The following is a 14,650-nucleotide window of genomic DNA, read 5'->3' as shown; positions in this document are numbered from 1 at the left end:
GGTAGGCCGCTGTGCTCTTGCTGTTGATCTTGGGCGCCCCGTTAAACCACGCTGGCCGAACGCAGGCTTCGGAACCCCGCAATAAGTTATCCGGCTATTGTTACTTCACCTGCCCGCCACACACCGGCCACTTATCAATAAGCACACTTGATATTGCAACTTCCCCCAACCTTCTATCTGAACAAACTCTGAACCAGTAACAATTTAAGTCATTAAACGTTGACATCCGGCAACTGCCTGAGTAAATTCCCCGTGCCTGCAACTCAGGGCCATTTTTCAACCTCACAAAAGAAGCCAATGGACACAGTATCTAGTCGTTGTCCGATCACCGTGAATGCGGCGAATCGGGCGCCAAACCCAGAAAAAATGACGGGACTCGCCTTTCCGGCCGAGTAAGCTGCGCTAGAGCCTGACGCTCCAACGTAACTGCCTCACCGGATGCCAGTCCGGTCCCGAGGTGTGTTATGACCTTTCAACTGATTGTTTTACCTGATCTGCGTACGCTGGCTAACGCCCTGCGTGCCAAATTGTGCCGCGAGCCCGTAGGCTTTTCCCCTACCCGCAGCACCTTTGTGACCTCATCCCCCCGCGTGTGCCCGACTCCCCGGGCACACTGGCGTATCTGCCCCACCACCGGCCACCTGGTCCAGCAATGGGATCACGCCGACCCTCAAGACCCACAGAGACGGGACGTTTCCAGCCTGGTCGCGCAAGCGAGCCTGATGCTGAGCCTCTACGTGGACGCTCGCGCGGCATAAGCCAGCTGGAAACAGCAACTTCCTGATTATCCGTTACTTGATTAGCTGGAGTTCTCTATGGACGAAGCCAGTAGTAGCCCGCTGCGCGTTAGTTAACTAACGCGCTGTTAGCGGGCCTGTAGAAAGTTACCCAACACTTTATTTAAACCGATCGCGAAGTCAGCGACTCGGCATGCTTTCGCTCGCCTGTCATCAGGTAAGTACCGGGTATGTTTTGTCGAAAAATTGGCGACAGGAGTACACACAATGAGCGCAGTAAAAAACCCGAAACTGCACAAGAAAAACGGCACGGATACCGACACCAAGCTGTCGATGCGTGCCGCCCGCGAAGCCCAGAACGGCCTCTCGGCAACCCTCGCCAATGTCCGGGCAACCAAGGATGGCCTGACCGAACTGGATGCCTCTGCTCGCCTGCAACGTGAAGGCTACAACGAGGTGGCCCACGACAAGCCGCCTCACGCCATCGTGCAATTCCTCCAGGCCCTGAACAACCCGTTCATCTATGTGCTGCTGACCCTCGGCGCCATCAGTTTCTTCACTGACTACTGGCTGCCACTGCAGGCCGGTGAAGAAGCCGACCTGACCAAGGTCATCATTATCATGACCATGGTCATGCTCAGCAGCCTGCTGCGCTTCTGGCAGGAGCATCGTTCGGCCAAGTCCGCCGAAGCATTGAAGGCCATGGTGCGCACCACCGCCACGGTGTTGCGTCGCGAGCAAGTGGGCTCCAAGCCGACCCTGCGGGAAGTGCCGATGCGCGACCTGGTGGCCGGCGATATCGTGCAACTGTCTGCCGGCGACATGATCCCGGCCGACATCCGCCTGATCGAGTCCCGTGACCTGTTCATCAGCCAGGCCGTGCTGACCGGCGAAGCCTTGCCGGTAGAGAAGTACGACACCCTCGGGGATGTGACGCAAAAATCCGCCACGTCCACGGCGGCCGACCAGGGCAACCTGCTGGACCTGCCGAACATCTGTTTCATGGGCACCAACGTGGTCAGCGGCCGGGCGAAAGCCGTGGTGGTTGCCACCGGCCCGCGCACCTACTTTGGCTCCCTGGCCAAGGCGATTGTCGGCTCCCGGGTGCAAACCGCATTTGACCGCGGGGTGAACAGCGTCAGCTGGCTGTTGATCCGCTTCATGCTGGTAATGACGCCGATCGTGTTCTTCCTCAACGGCTTCTCCAAGGGTGACTGGAGCGACGCGTTGCTGTTCGCCCTGGCAGTGGCGGTAGGCCTGACCCCGGAAATGCTGCCGATGATCGTCAGCGCCAACCTGGCCAAGGGTGCAACCGCCATGGCCAAGCGCAAGGTGGTGGTCAAGCGCCTCAACGCGATCCAGAACTTCGGTTCGATGGACGTGCTGTGCACCGACAAGACCGGCACCCTGACCCAGGACAAGATCATCCTCGAGCACCACGTCAACGCCTTTGGCAACCGTGATGATTCGGTGCTGACCCTCGCCTGGCTCAACAGCCATCACCAGAGCGGCATGAAGAACCTGATGGACCAGGCGGTCGTACAGTTCTCCGAGCAGAATCCGAAGTTCCAGGTGCCGTTTGCCTACAGCAAGGTGGATGAGTTGCCGTTCGACTTTATTCGCCGTCGCCTGTCGATCGTGGTCAAGGACGCGCAAAACGATCACCTGCTGGTGTGCAAGGGTGCGGTCGAGGAGATGCTGAGCATTTCCACCCACGTGATGGAAGGCGACGTGGCCGTCGAGCTGGATGATCGGCGTCGCAACGAGTTGCTGTCGATTGCCCAGGACTACAACGAGGACGGCTTCCGGGTGCTGGTGCTGGCCACCCGCAACATTCCCCAGGCACTCGCCCGCAAGCAGTACACCACGGCCGATGAGCGCAACCTGGTGATCCGTGGTTTCCTGACCTTCCTTGATCCACCAAAGGAAACCGCTGGCCCGGCGATCGCTGCCCTGCGCGAAATTGGCGTGGCCGTCAAAGTGCTCACCGGCGACAACGCCATCGTCACCAGCAAGATCTGCCGCCAGGTCGGCCTGGAGCCAGGCGTACCGTTGCTGGGGACGGAAATCGAAGCGATGGACGACGCCACCCTCAAGCTGCGGGTCGAGGAGCGCACGGTGTTCGCCAAGCTGACGCCGCTGCAGAAGTCGCGGGTGCTCAAGACCTTGCAGTCCAACGGCCACACCGTGGGCTTCCTCGGCGACGGCATCAACGACGCTCCGGCCTTGCGGGATGCCGACGTGGGCATCTCGGTGGACAGCGCGACGGACATTGCCAAGGAATCCGCCGACATCATCCTGCTGGAAAAGAGCCTGATGGTGCTGGAAGAAGGCGTGCTGAAAGGTCGCGAAACCTTCGGCAATATCATGAAGTACCTGAACATGACCGCCAGTTCCAACTTCGGCAACGTGTTCTCGGTGCTGGTGGCCAGTGCGTTCATCCCGTTCCTGCCAATGCTGTCGATCCACCTGCTGCTGCAAAACCTGATGTACGACATCTCCCAGCTGGCCTTGCCGTGGGACAAGATGGACAAGGAATACCTGGCCAAGCCACGCAAGTGGGACGCGAAAAACATTGGCCGCTTCATGATCTGGATCGGGCCGACCTCGTCGATCTTCGACATGACCACCTTTGCCCTGATGTGGTACGTGTTCTCGGCCAACAGCGTGGAAATGCAGACCCTGTTCCAGTCCGGCTGGTTCATCGAGGGGCTGCTCTCGCAAACCCTGGTGGTGCACATGCTGCGCACCCGCAAGATCCCATTCTTCCAGAGCAACGCCGCATGGCCGGTGATGATGATGACCTGCATCGTGATCGGGCTGGGCATCTACGTACCGTTCTCGCCGCTGGGCGCGATGGTTGGCCTGGAGCCGCTGCCACTGGCGTACTTCCCATGGCTGGTGGGCACCCTGGTCGCCTACTGCTGCGTGGCACAACTGATGAAAACCCTCTACATCCGCCGCTTCAAGCAGTGGTACTGATCAACCGCCCCTGAAAGCGCTGGCTATCGGTAGATAGCCAGTGCACGCGGAGACAGACAATGAACACACTTATGAGCTACCTCGACAACGCTGCTCGCGCGCTGCTGGTGTTCGGCCTCGCCCAGGCGGCCAAGGCGGTGATGGTGCTGGGCGTACGGCTGTACGTGCGCAACGTGCTCAGCGCCGTGGAAATGCGCTTCATGCTGGGTTTTTCCAGCAGCTTGAACAGCACCTGCATCCGCTTGCTGCGCCCGCGTCGATAAATGGCAATACGCACTACAAGGAAAGATCACCATGCGCGTCTTGATCTGTGCAGGTCGTCATTACGCCGATACAAAAATGTCCCGCCAGGTGCTGGACGCCTACCACCGCCTGCGCCCGGTGCAGGTGTTGATCCACGGTGGCAGCCAGTTCCTAGGCAGCGACGTGGAAGACTGGGCCCGGGAAACCGGAGTGGATGTGGTGCGTTACCCACCCAACTGGCAACGCCATGGCAAGCAGGCCGAACGCCATCGCAACCAGTTCATGCTCACCGACAGCCGGCCCGACGTGATCATCGCGCTGCCCGGTGGCGACGACACCTCGGAACTGGTGAGCCAGGCCAGGGCCAGTGGCATCCATGTGCTGACTGTAGACAGCTGAATCAACCCTTATTGGAGTATCCAGGCATGAACGAAGAACCCCGCTGTAGCGGTACCCCGTTGCACACTTTTTTCTATTTGAAACACGGCGCGTCCCTGCCAAGTCCGGTCGGGGCGCGCCACCGGCTGTTGATCGAGGTTCACCATGTACAAGAAACACACCCCTGACGGTTTCACTAAATACCGCAACCGCACCACCCACGTTACCTTCCATCCCCTGCCCGCCTCCAAGCTTCGGGCAGTGCGGCGCAACCTGATTTTCGTCGGCGTGACCGCGGGCATCGTGCTGGTGCTCAGCCTGATGTCGAATGCCCATGCGGCAGGCGGCTCCTACGTGGTCGACGACGGCGCAATCAACGCCCCGGGCGAATGCAATGTCGACGCCTGGTTCACCGCCAACCGGCACGCTGGCTCAACCCACAGTGAAACCCTGGCGCCGGCCTGCACCTCCGCTGCCATTCCTTGGTTGCAGTGGACTGCCGCCGTGTCCCGGGCCAACCATGATGGCGACGGCGAAACCCAAGTGAATCCGCAGCTCAAGGCGCAGTTGTGGGCCCGGGAAGACCTGGGCCTGGAACTGGCCGCGTCTGCCGGCGTACATTACGCGCTGAACCGCCAGCACTCGTTTGATGGCGCGGACTTGAATGTGCCGTTTACCTGGCAGCCCATGGAGGCCCTGCGGCTTAACTTCAACGCCGGCTGGAGCCACGCTTATAACGACGGCGACCAGACCCATCGGCCGACCTGGGGCACCGGGTTTGAATACAGCCTGATGGACTCACTGACACTGATCGCCGAACGCTACGGCCAGCAAGGCGGCGACCAGGCGTGGCAAGCCGGGCCGAGGATGCATATCGGCAAGAATGTGGACGTGGACCTGGTGGTAGGACGCAGTTTGATCGGGGATCAGCATCAATGGCTCACGACGGGGGCCACACTGCGGTTCTAACCCGCAGACGATGATCCCAGTGGCGAGGGAGCTTGCTGTGGCGAGGGAGCTTGCTCCCGCTGGAGTGCGAAGCGCTCCCAGAGATTCCGGCGCCGCTACGCAGCCCAGTGGGAGCAAGCTCCCTCGCCACAGGCTTGGTATGACCGTAAATAGCGATTTAAACCTGCCCCTTGGCCTGCTGCTCCAGATGCACCTGCAACGCAGGATCAATCTTCAACTGCGCCGCCAGCTCATCCAGATAATTGCGCTCCGCGTCCCGCTGGTCATCCACCAGCAGCACACTGACCAGGTACACCTCCGACGCCACCGCCGGGTCGCCGGCAAACTCGGCAAAATCCGCCGCATTCAACGGTTTGGCCACCTCGGCATCCAGCCACGCCTGCAATTGCGGGTCATCGGTGTGCTTGCCGATCTCGGCCGAGATCATCTGCTGCTCCCGCTCATCAATCTCGCCATCCGCCTTGGCTGCCGCGATCAATGCACGCAGCACGGCGTGGCTGTGTTCTTCGACCTGCGCGCCAGACAACTGGTCAACCGTCTGCAACGCCTGCTGCGGCGCCGACGCCTGTTGCCGCTGCCAGGCCTGATACGCCTGGAACGCCATCATCCCCAACGACGCCAGCGCCGCGTAGTTGGTGCCGCCGGTGCGCCCCTGAGGCGCCGCACGGGTTCCGCCAAGCATGCCGCCCAGGCCACCGAGCAAGCCACCAAGGCCGCCACCGCCTGAAGCCGAAGCAGCGCTGCCGCCCAGCAAACCGCCAAGCAAGCCGCCCAAACCACTGAGCCCGCCCTGAGACCCGGGTGCAGCGCCGCCCTGCTGGCTGGACGAGGCCTGGCCCGCCCGCAGCAATTGTTCCAGTAGATCGCCGGTATTCATGGTGTCACCCTCCCAGGGCGCAGAGTTCCAGATCAACAACAATAGCTGCGCTGCGCGAGAACACCATGACCGCCCGGCAGGCTCGCATTATCATGGCGACGCCCCCCCATCGAGGAACCTCACGTGACCCGTACCGAGCAGATTGCCTTGATGGCGACCTATAACCAGTGGATGAACCGCAAGGTGTATGAAGCGGCCCACGGCCTGAGCGACGAAGACTTGATTGCCGACCGTGGCGCGTTCTTCGGGTCGATCCTTGGCACGCTGAACCACCTCGCCCTGGGTGATCGCGTCTGGCTCAAGCGTTTCGCCGAGCATCCGGCAGGCTTTGCCGCGCTGGTACCGTTAGACGCGTTGGGGTTGCCGCCACGTCTGAATCAACTGGCCTTCGCCGATATCCGTGAACTGTCGGCCCACCGCGCCTGGCTCGACCAGCTCATCATCGACTGGGTGCAGTCGATCAGTGAGTCGGACCTGGATCAGCCCCTGCAGTACCACAACATGGCGGGCACGCCCATGAACAAGAATTTTCATGCACTGCTCGTGCACTTCTTCAATCACCAGACCCACCACCGAGGCCAGGTGACAACGCTGCTGACCCAGGCCGGGCGCGACGTGGGCGACACCGACCTGCTGGCGCTGATGGACTAGTTCAACCGCCGCTGTACTCGGCGTACGCCTGTATCAGCGCGGGGAAATTCTCCCTCTCCGGGAGCTGCGCAAAGCTGTGCTGTGCCGGGGTAGTCGCCCACGGCAGCTTTTCACTGGTCCAGGTTTCAATGAATGGCACATAGCCGCTGGCGTCATCCAGCATGGTGGGGCGCAGGTTGATCAGATCTTCCACGCCATTGGGGCGGGAAAACATCCAACTCATGCAGTGGGGGCAGCAGTAGTGGCGGTCTACGCCATGCAACCCGCCGATCACCGGGTTGCCCTGGGTGATGGTGAATCCGTGGCTGGGGATCAGCGCGCTCAGCGAGAACGCGCTGGATGACATCTTCTGGCACCCAGTGCAGTGGCACGCCATGGTGATCAATGGTTTTTCGGTCACGGTAAAACGCACCCGGTCACAACGGCAGCCGCCTTCCTGGGACTCTTGATTGCTCATCTTCCACTCCAGTCACATTGTGTGTGTGACCGGAGGATAAACGAGCGGGTGCGTCGCGAACAGCAGTGCCAGCTTGCATTACCGAACGCATGGAGCAGCGAACTGTCATAAAAGACAGAGCGGTGAACATCAGCCAATGGCTGCCCCGCCCTGCCCGCGCGCATCAGCAGATTACCGATGCGACGCATCCCCCAAGAAGGAGACGCTTACATGGTCATTCACTTCAAGGTCGCCGGGCATCTTGCCTGCGGTCATCACGGCAACAACCTCCCTTCCAGCACCGAGCTGAATCGGGTCAAGTGCCGTACCTGCCGTAACACCGAAGTCTTCAAGGAAGCCCGCCGCACCCAACGCAACGCCGCTCGGCGTGCCGCGCGCAAGTCCAAAACCGCCCATGCCGCCGGTGACTGGCGCAGTGCCTGGACCCAGCGCCTGACCGACCTGCCAGGCCGTCAGCGCCTGCCACGCGGGTTCCACGGCCAGCCATTCGTTTAAGTTACGCAGCCGGGGCACGACGGTAAGCGGCCAACAGCACGCCCATCGTCATCAACAACCCACCCGCCCCACGGTTGAAATGCTGCAAATGTGCGGGCCGCAGGCGACTGAGCAAGCGTGCCCCGCATACCGCGTAGAACATCATGATGCTGACATTGAGCACGCACAGCGCCAGCAACAGGCACGCGTACTGCGGCAGTTGTGCCTGGGTGCTGTCGACGAATTGCGGCAGGAATGCCGACATGAACAACAACGCCTTGGGATTGGAAATCGCCACCAGGAAACTGCGGGTGAAAATACTCGCCGAGCGGGTGCCGCCGTCCTCACCCTCGTCTACCGATGGCAACGCCGCCTGGGGTGATCGCAACATCTGCCAGCCGATCCAGATGAGGTACGCCGAACCGATCCATTTCAGCGCCTGAAACAGCCCTTCGCTGGCCGCGAGCAGCAATCCCAGGCCACACGCCACCGCCGTCACCAGCAAAGCGTCGGCCAACACCGCCCCGGCCATGCCCCAGAACGCCGCCTGCAAACCATGGCGCGAACCATTTTGCAGGGCCAACAGAACCGTCGGGCCAGGTATCGCGATAATCGCGGCGCTCATCATCACGAACAGAAATAAGGTTGCCAGGGACATGACAGGTTCCTACGGGCTGATCAGCTGCGAATCATCCCACCATATCCTCTGTGTGGCGAGGGAGCTTGCTCCCGTTGGGCTGCGTAGCGGCCCCAAAATCGTGGGAGCGCTTCGCACTCCAGCGGGAGCAAGCTCCCTCGCCACCGGTCATGTGTTGCTCAATTGGGTGCCAATAAAAAGCCCCGGATTGACCGAGGCTGTTGAGGGCTCATGCATCATTGGCCACTGGCCTCGACCGTGCCTTGTAACCCGGTAGCGCCGCGGCATACGCCAGCGCCTGCTCACGGGAACCGAAGGATGCCAGGCGATCAGCCTTGGTACAGACGCGCCACGGGCCGCTGTTGACCTGCACGATGTCATAACCGTTGAGATGCAGCTTGTTCAGCATGGGAGTGCTCATAGTCACCTCTCTCTCCAGAGATAATCCAGGTGTTTGACCGGTCTACCATACACCCGCTGACGACGAGGCAGCCTACCGGACGTCGAGTCAGCCGTAGGCTGGCAACCCCCATCGCGCGAGGTCAAACGCCTCCAGGCTCAGCAGTCTTCCATCCGCATGCAGGAACTTCTCCTGCGGCATCGCCGGGTCCGGGATGGCCACGGCGTACATGCCGGCCGCCTTGGCCGCAGTGATACCGAATGGGGAATCCTCGAACACCAGGCATTCAGCGGGCGTCACTCCCAGTCGCTGGGCGGCCACCAGGAAGATATCCGGCGCCGGCTTGGCAGCGCCTACCTGAGGGTCATCGGCGGTGACGATGGCATCGAACAAGCAGAACCAGTCGCGGTGCAAGGTGGTTTTCAGTTCGAAATAGTGCCGCGACGAACTGGTACCCACCGCAATCGGCACACCGTGGGCCGACAAATGCCGCACCAGCGCCTGGGCCCCGGCCATGGCCGCCGCCTGGGGAAACCGCGCATTCATCAATGGTGTGCGTTCCTGCAAGAACGCCTCGGGGCTCATCGGCAAGCCCACGGCCTGCACGATATAGCTGGCCAGTTCATAAGCCCCCAGGCCAATGGTGTTCTGCTTCATGCTCCAGTCAAAGGTGCGGCCGTAGCGGTCGGCAATCAGTTGGGTGACTTCGGTGTAGATGCCTTCGGTGTCGAGCAGCAGGCCGTCCATGTCGAAGATCACGGCCTTGATCGGCGCGGGTAGCGGTGCATTCATCACGGTGTCCTCAGGTGCGCCCGGCGTAATGGTCGATCAAGCGGTTGAGCAAAATCGCCAGCACGATGATCACCCCGGTGATCGCCATCTGGTAGAACGAGCCCAGCCCCAGCAGGTTGAAGATATTGCGCAACACCTGCAGCAGCATCACCGCCACCGCCGTGCCTACCACGCTGCCGCGCCCGCCAAACAGGCTGGTGCCACCCAGCACCACGGCGGCAATTGCATCCAGTTCCAGGCCCTGGGCAGCGGTCGGTTGGCCGACGTGCAGGCGTGAGGTCATCAACAAGCCGGCGAATGCTGCCAGGCCGCCGCAGATGGCGAACACCGCAATCGTCACCGCCCGCACCGGCACGCCGGACAGCCGCGCAGCCTCCAGGTTGCCGCCGGTGGCCAGCACATACTCGCCAAACACCGTGTAGCGCAGCACCAGCCAGGCGATGACGGTGATCAGGATAAAGATCAGCCCCAGCACCGGAAACGCAATGCCAGCGCTGGGCCAGATGTCGATCATGGCCGAGCCGAACGAGGTGAAGCTGGCCGGCAATCCGCCAATCGGCGCACCGTCGGATGCCAGGAAGGTGGCCCCGCGCAGCGACACCAGCCCGGCCAGGGTGATGATAAAACTCGGCACCTTGCCAAACACCGTGAGGCTGCCCATCAAGGTGCCGATGGCCAGTCCCACCAGCAACGTGGCCGGCACCGCCAGCCAGCCGCTGACCTGCTGCTGCAGGAGCACCGCCACCAGGATCCCGCCGAAGGCACACAGGCTGCCCACCGACAGGTCGATATTGGCCGTAAGGATAACGAAGGTCATGCCGATGGCGATAATCCCGACAATCGCCCCCTGCTGGAAGAGGTTGGCGATGTTGCCGAAGGTCAGGAAGTCGTCCGACAGGAACGTCGCCACCACCACCGCAAACAGGAAAATGAACACAAAGTTGTAGCGCATCACCCACTCCAGCACCGCACTGCGACGGCGGCTGGTGAGGGTGACGGGCTTATCGAAAACCGGGCTTGGGTTGCTTGCAATAGTCATGGTTCTACACTCGTTCTACCGATAAGGATGGCCTGGTCGATCTGGTCGCGACTGGCAGTCAAGGGGTCGAAACACAGCGCGTTGCGCCCCTCATGCATCACCCAGATGCGGTCGCAATTGACGTACAACTCGTCCAGCTCGCTGCTGGCGACCAGCACCGCCGCCCCTTCCTGCGCCAGGCTGCGGGCCAGGGCATAGAGGTCGGCCTTGGCGCCGACATCCAGGCCACGACTGGGCTCGTCCAGCAGCAACAGGCGCGCGCCGTCGATCACCCACTTGGCCATGACCACCTTCTGTTGATTGCCGCCGGAGAGCTGGCGTACCGGTTGCTCAAGGTTGTCGAGCTTGGTCTGCAAGCGCTGCAGCACCGGGCCGGCGCGGTCCTTGGCCTGGCGATGGGAAAACCAGTTCAAGTGCCGGGTGTGCACCAGGCAGGCATTGCGATAGATGGGCGCATCCAGCAGCAGGCCTTCGGTCTTGCGGTTTTCCGGCACCAACCCGACGCCCTGGCGGATCGCCTGGCGCGAGGTTTGCGGCTGATAAGGCTGGCCAAACAGTTCAACATCGCTGTCGTTGCGCCCCACGCCAAACAAGGCTTTGAGCAACGTGCTGCGCCCTGCCCCGTTAAGCCCGGCAAGCCCGACAATTTCGCCCTGACGCACTTCCAGCCCCTGCACGTCCAGGCCCTGCTCGCCTTGCAGCCGGCGAATATTCAGCGCCAGGTTGTCCCGCGGCGCCTGACGCGGGCTGCGTTCCAGCAGGTCGCGGTGCTCGCCGACCACGGCGGCGATCAGCGCCTGGTCGTCGATCTGCGCCAGCTCGTGGGTTTGCAGGGTTCGCCCGGCACGCAGCACCGTGACCCGGTCGCCGATCTCGCGAATTTCATTCAAGCGGTGGCTGACATACAGCACCGCCACACCCGCCGCAGTGATCTCGCGAATCACCTGGAACACCCGCTTGAGTTCGGTCTCGTTCAGCGCCGCCGAAGGCTCATCCATCACCACCAGCCGGGCCTCACAGGTCAGTGCCCGGGCGATGGCCGCCAATTGCTGGTTGGCAATCGACAGGCTGCCCACCCGGTCGGAACTCGAGAAGTTGGCCCCGACCCGCAACAGTGCGGCCTTGGCCAACGCACTGCGCTTGCCCCGGGAAATAATCCCGAAGCGCTGGGGCGCATAGCCGAGCATCAGGTTCTCTTCGACGGTCATCTGCGGGATCAGGTCGAGCTCCTGATAGATCATCGCGATCCCGGCCTGGCGCGCCTGTTGCGGATTCTTCAGTTCCACCCGCCGGCCCGCCACCGACATCTCGCCGCCATCCGGGCGATGGGCGCCGGCGACGATTTTCAACAGGGTACTTTTGCCCGCGCCATTGGCACCCAGCAGGCAATGCACCTCACCGGGCCGAACGTCGAGGGAGGCATCGGTCAGCGCCACCACATTGGGCGGAAAACGCTTGCTGACATGACGGATATCCAGGGCCAACTCACTCATGATCCTGCTCCAGCAAATAGCGGGCGGTGGCCGCGTCGGTGGCCAGCACATTGACATAGCCGGCCTTGACGCTGGCGTGGACGATGCGGTGCTTTTGCGCGCCAACGCACACGGCAATGGACCAGGCCTTGTCGCGCAAGGCGGCCAACGGCAGGCCCAGGGTGCGGGCGTCGAGTTCGGGCATCACCGGTTCACCGTCCATGCCGATAAAGCGGCCCATGATGTCGCCGACGGCGCCCAGGCGTTCCAGCTCTTCGAGCAATGGCCGGTCGATGTAACCCGACTCCATCAACACCGAATGATCAGACAACTCCCCCAGGCTGAAACACGCCACCGGCGCCTGTTGCCCGAGGCGCAATACCTGGGCGATCACCGGGTCCTGCTCCAGTGCCTCGCGGGTATGCGCATGCCCGAGAATCGCCGGCACCGGCAGCAACGTGGCCTGGCCACGGGCAGCCTGGGCGAAGCGCTCGGCGACGTTATGGCTGGACTCGCCCATCGAACGGGTATTGATCGCGCCGTTCAGCAGCACCACGTTGACCCCCTCGTTCCAGCGCGGCACCAGCCACTGGGCCATTTTGGTCAGGGTGCGGCCCCACGACACGCCGATCAGCGCCGGCATCGGCTGCAAGTTGCACAGGTAACGGGCGGCGGCCTGGGTCACCACGTTCAGCGCGGTGTCGGCATCTTCCACATCCAGCACCAATGCTTCACGCAGGCCGAAACGCCGTTGCAAGGCTACTTCCAGCTGCGGCAAGCGCGCCGAGCGGGCGACGATATCGATGCGCACCACCCCGCAATCCCGCGCCTCGCGCAGCAAGCGGCTGACTTGCCAGCGGGTCAGGCCGGTCTCCCGGGAGATATCGCTTTGGGTCTTTTCCAGGTCGTAATACAGCTTGGCCACCTGGACCATCAAGTCATCACGCTGGGAATCGGCCGACAACCGCGTGGCAAACGTTTCTTCAGGGTGGGCGCTCATGCTGCCGGCCTTACGCCGAGCGTGCGGTTCGCCGGTGGCTTGCAACTGATGGGCGCGACGCTGTCGGTGGCGGCGCGGTAGCGGCCCAACAGCTCGATGTATTGCTCGTGGGCGTAAGGGTCGGGCTCGATCAGCCGGCCGATGGTGGTGAAGTCGGTGGCCGCTTCCTGCAAGGTGCCGAACTCACCAAGGGCGCAGGCGGCAGCGGCGGCGGTGCCGATCAGGGTGAGGTTGTCGTGGGGCACCATTTCGAACGGCACACCGGTGGCATCCACCGTGGCCTGCAACCACAACGGGTTCTTCTGGAAACCACCGGCGGCGACCACCCGGGTGATCTCGATGCCCTCGGAGCGCCAGGTGTGAAAGATGTTCGCCGAGCCCAGGGCAATCGCTTCCACCGAGGCGCGGTACAGGTCATGCCGGTCATGGTTCAGCGACAGGCCCATGATCGCGCCGCGCATGTCCGGTGAGCGGTACGGTGTACGGTTGCCCATCCAGTAATCGAGCACCAGCAAGCCGGTGGAGCCGGGCTGCAGTTCTGCGGCCTGGCGGATCAGGCGCTGGTGCCCGGCATCGTCGAGGCCGAACATCTTTTGCGCCAGCCAGTTGAGGATCGAACCGGCGGAGACTTGCCCGCCTTCCATCAACCATTGGCCGTCGAGCAAGGCGCCGGGGTACGGGCCCCAGATGCCCGGTACGTCGATGCGTTGCGGGGTGTGCATCAGTTGCACCACCGAGGTACCGCCGATAAACAACAGCTCGCCGGCGCCAGTGGTGCCGGCACTGAGCATTGCCATGTGGGCGTCGATTCCGCCCTGGGCCACCAGCGTGTCGCGGCTCAGGCCCAGATGATTGGCAGCATCGGCGCTCAATGGGCCGATCCGGCCACCAACCTTGATCACTTCCTGAGGGAGTTTTTGCGCCAGTTCAGGCACGCCCAGTTCAGCGTACAATTCCACCGGAAAACGCTGCTGCAAGGTGTCGTAATTCCACTTGCAACTGGCATTCAATTGGGAGGCGACCCAGCGCCCGGTCAACTGAAAGTTGATCCAGTCCACGGCCTCGCAAATACGCTCGGCGCGCTGGTAAACCTGAGGCTCGTGCTCGGCCAGCCACATGGCCTTGGGCACCAGCCATTCCACCGCGTCACCGCCCTGGTTCATCATCGGGTGGCTGATGTGGGCCGTGCGCGCCGACTCGGCAGCGGCGCGGCAATCCATCCATAACAACGCCGGGGCCAGGGGTTGGCCGTCCGCCTGGGCAACCACCACGGTGGAGGCTGTGGTGGCGACGCACACCGCCGCCACCTGCGGGTGCCCGGCCTGGGCCATCAACTGCCGGCAGGCCTTGCCCAGCGCCGACCACCAGTCCGCCGGCGCCTGCTCGGCCCAACCCAACTGCGGGTATTGCGTGGCATACGGCGCCTCGGCGACGTGTACCAGTTTGTGGCTGTGCAGGTCATACAAACCAGCCCGCACCCCACCTGTTCCGAAATCCAGTCCCAACAACAAGGTCATCGGTAGTTCTCCTGCGTCTTGTAAC

The 14,650-nt window shown here is 62.4% G+C and carries 16 protein-coding genes; 7 read left to right on the top strand and 9 right to left on the bottom strand.

The window, feature by feature from the left end; all coding sequences use genetic code 11:
* Positions 1-464 precede the first annotated feature (464 nt).
* From HX821_RS07410 to HX821_RS07390, 5 genes are all read left to right on the top strand, one after another.
* On the top strand, positions 465-758 hold the full coding sequence (locus HX821_RS07410; protein WP_003219143.1) for a hypothetical protein: 294 nt from the start codon (positions 465-467) through the stop codon (positions 756-758).
* Between the two features lie 246 nt (positions 759-1,004).
* The gene (gene mgtA, locus HX821_RS07405) at positions 1,005-3,719 is read left to right on the top strand and encodes a magnesium-translocating P-type ATPase (protein WP_008435039.1); all 2,715 of its coding nucleotides are present in this window, start codon (positions 1,005-1,007) and stop codon (positions 3,717-3,719) included.
* Positions 3,720-3,778: 59 nt separating this feature from the next.
* Positions 3,779-3,982 carry a hypothetical protein gene (locus HX821_RS07400; RefSeq protein WP_238544234.1) on the top strand — a complete coding sequence of 68 codons (204 nt, stop codon included), beginning with the start codon at positions 3,779-3,781 and terminating at the stop codon, positions 3,980-3,982.
* Between the two features lie 31 nt (positions 3,983-4,013).
* On the top strand, positions 4,014-4,361 hold the full coding sequence (locus tag HX821_RS07395) for a DUF2493 domain-containing protein (RefSeq protein ID WP_003217865.1): 348 nt from the start codon (positions 4,014-4,016) through the stop codon (positions 4,359-4,361).
* Between the two features lie 144 nt (positions 4,362-4,505).
* Positions 4,506-5,309, top strand: a complete 804-nt coding sequence (locus tag HX821_RS07390; RefSeq protein ID WP_177035510.1) for a hypothetical protein — start codon at positions 4,506-4,508, stop codon at positions 5,307-5,309.
* 157 nt (positions 5,310-5,466) lie between these two features.
* On the opposite strand, the gene HX821_RS07385 is transcribed toward HX821_RS07390, so the two are convergent.
* Positions 5,467-6,186, bottom strand: coding sequence for a tellurite resistance TerB family protein (locus tag HX821_RS07385; RefSeq protein WP_177035509.1), 720 nt, complete (start codon positions 6,184-6,186; stop codon positions 5,467-5,469).
* A gap of 123 nt (positions 6,187-6,309) precedes the next feature.
* Between HX821_RS07385 and HX821_RS07380 the strand changes: the two genes are divergently transcribed.
* Entirely contained in the window at positions 6,310-6,837 is a 528-nt protein-coding gene (locus HX821_RS07380) for a DinB family protein (RefSeq protein ID WP_134326561.1), read from the top strand.
* Position 6,838: 1 nt separating this feature from the next.
* Here HX821_RS07380 and HX821_RS07375 read toward each other — a convergent pair whose 3' ends face one another.
* Positions 6,839-7,294: a GFA family protein gene (locus tag HX821_RS07375; RefSeq protein ID WP_003207766.1), complete on the bottom strand. Its 456-nt coding sequence runs from the start codon at positions 7,292-7,294 to the stop codon at positions 6,839-6,841.
* Positions 7,295-7,504: 210 nt separating this feature from the next.
* On the opposite strand from HX821_RS07375, the gene HX821_RS07370 reads away from it, so the two are divergent.
* A complete protein-coding gene (locus tag HX821_RS07370; protein ID WP_003207761.1) occupies positions 7,505-7,789 on the top strand; it encodes a hypothetical protein in 285 nt (94 codons plus the stop codon).
* Position 7,790: 1 nt separating this feature from the next.
* Here the strand turns inward: HX821_RS07370 and HX821_RS07365 are convergent, their stop codons facing one another.
* The 7 genes from HX821_RS07365 to HX821_RS07335 all read right to left on the bottom strand — a co-directional run bounded on the left by HX821_RS07365 (position 7,791) and on the right by HX821_RS07335 (position 14,625).
* Positions 7,791-8,426 carry a LysE family translocator gene (locus HX821_RS07365; protein ID WP_177028281.1) on the bottom strand — a complete coding sequence of 212 codons (636 nt, stop codon included), beginning with the start codon at positions 8,424-8,426 and terminating at the stop codon, positions 7,791-7,793.
* Positions 8,427-8,634: 208 nt separating this feature from the next.
* Positions 8,635-8,826 (bottom strand): hypothetical protein, encoded by a 192-nt coding sequence (locus HX821_RS07360; protein WP_023658809.1) that lies wholly within the window; start codon positions 8,824-8,826, stop codon positions 8,635-8,637.
* A gap of 87 nt (positions 8,827-8,913) precedes the next feature.
* Positions 8,914-9,597 carry an HAD-IA family hydrolase gene (locus HX821_RS07355; RefSeq protein WP_177035508.1) on the bottom strand — a complete coding sequence of 228 codons (684 nt, stop codon included), beginning with the start codon at positions 9,595-9,597 and terminating at the stop codon, positions 8,914-8,916.
* Positions 9,598-9,607: 10 nt separating this feature from the next.
* Positions 9,608-10,636, bottom strand: a complete 1,029-nt coding sequence (locus HX821_RS07350) for an ABC transporter permease (RefSeq protein WP_003207754.1) — start codon at positions 10,634-10,636, stop codon at positions 9,608-9,610.
* Entirely contained in the window at positions 10,633-12,129 is a 1,497-nt protein-coding gene (locus HX821_RS07345) for a sugar ABC transporter ATP-binding protein (protein WP_003207752.1), read from the bottom strand. The genes HX821_RS07350 and HX821_RS07345 overlap by 4 nt, the downstream gene beginning before the upstream one ends.
* The gene (locus HX821_RS07340) at positions 12,122-13,108 is read right to left on the bottom strand and encodes a sugar-binding transcriptional regulator (RefSeq protein ID WP_003207750.1); all 987 of its coding nucleotides are present in this window, start codon (positions 13,106-13,108) and stop codon (positions 12,122-12,124) included. The genes HX821_RS07345 and HX821_RS07340 overlap by 8 nt, the downstream gene beginning before the upstream one ends.
* On the bottom strand, positions 13,105-14,625 hold the full coding sequence (locus tag HX821_RS07335) for a ribulokinase (RefSeq protein ID WP_177023101.1): 1,521 nt from the start codon (positions 14,623-14,625) through the stop codon (positions 13,105-13,107). The genes HX821_RS07340 and HX821_RS07335 overlap by 4 nt, the downstream gene beginning before the upstream one ends.
* Positions 14,626-14,650 lie beyond the last annotated feature (25 nt).

The organism is Pseudomonas sp. B6001, assembly GCF_013386015.1.
Taxonomy (GTDB): Bacteria; Pseudomonadota; Gammaproteobacteria; order Pseudomonadales; family Pseudomonadaceae; genus Aquipseudomonas.
The sequence above is the reverse complement of the archived record's forward strand: the minus strand, read 5'-3'. Positions and strand labels throughout refer to the sequence as shown.

What these genes read in the sequence shown, in the direction of transcription:
- HX821_RS07345 (WP_003207752.1), bottom strand. Translation starts at nt 12,129, where the DNA reads ATGAGTGAGTTGGCCCTGGATATCCGTCATGTCAGCAAGCGTTTTCCG.
- HX821_RS07350 (WP_003207754.1), bottom strand. Translation starts at nt 10,636, where the DNA reads ATGACTATTGCAAGCAACCCAAGCCCGGTTTTCGATAAGCCCGTCACC.
- HX821_RS07390 (WP_177035510.1), top strand. Translation starts at nt 4,506, where the DNA reads ATGTACAAGAAACACACCCCTGACGGTTTCACTAAATACCGCAACCGC.
- HX821_RS07360 (WP_023658809.1), bottom strand. Translation starts at nt 8,826, where the DNA reads ATGAGCACTCCCATGCTGAACAAGCTGCATCTCAACGGTTATGACATC.
- HX821_RS07355 (WP_177035508.1), bottom strand. Translation starts at nt 9,597, where the DNA reads ATGAATGCACCGCTACCCGCGCCGATCAAGGCCGTGATCTTCGACATG.
- HX821_RS07410 (WP_003219143.1), top strand. Translation starts at nt 465, where the DNA reads ATGACCTTTCAACTGATTGTTTTACCTGATCTGCGTACGCTGGCTAAC.
- HX821_RS07385 (WP_177035509.1), bottom strand. Translation starts at nt 6,186, where the DNA reads ATGAATACCGGCGATCTACTGGAACAATTGCTGCGGGCGGGCCAGGCC.
- HX821_RS07375 (WP_003207766.1), bottom strand. Translation starts at nt 7,294, where the DNA reads ATGAGCAATCAAGAGTCCCAGGAAGGCGGCTGCCGTTGTGACCGGGTG.
- HX821_RS07365 (WP_177028281.1), bottom strand. Translation starts at nt 8,426, where the DNA reads ATGTCCCTGGCAACCTTATTTCTGTTCGTGATGATGAGCGCCGCGATT.
- HX821_RS07335 (WP_177023101.1), bottom strand. Translation starts at nt 14,625, where the DNA reads ATGACCTTGTTGTTGGGACTGGATTTCGGAACAGGTGGGGTGCGGGCT.
- HX821_RS07370 (WP_003207761.1), top strand. Translation starts at nt 7,505, where the DNA reads ATGGTCATTCACTTCAAGGTCGCCGGGCATCTTGCCTGCGGTCATCAC.
- HX821_RS07340 (WP_003207750.1), bottom strand. Translation starts at nt 13,108, where the DNA reads ATGAGCGCCCACCCTGAAGAAACGTTTGCCACGCGGTTGTCGGCCGAT.
- mgtA (WP_008435039.1), top strand. Translation starts at nt 1,005, where the DNA reads ATGAGCGCAGTAAAAAACCCGAAACTGCACAAGAAAAACGGCACGGAT.
- HX821_RS07400 (WP_238544234.1), top strand. Translation starts at nt 3,779, where the DNA reads ATGAACACACTTATGAGCTACCTCGACAACGCTGCTCGCGCGCTGCTG.
- HX821_RS07395 (WP_003217865.1), top strand. Translation starts at nt 4,014, where the DNA reads ATGCGCGTCTTGATCTGTGCAGGTCGTCATTACGCCGATACAAAAATG.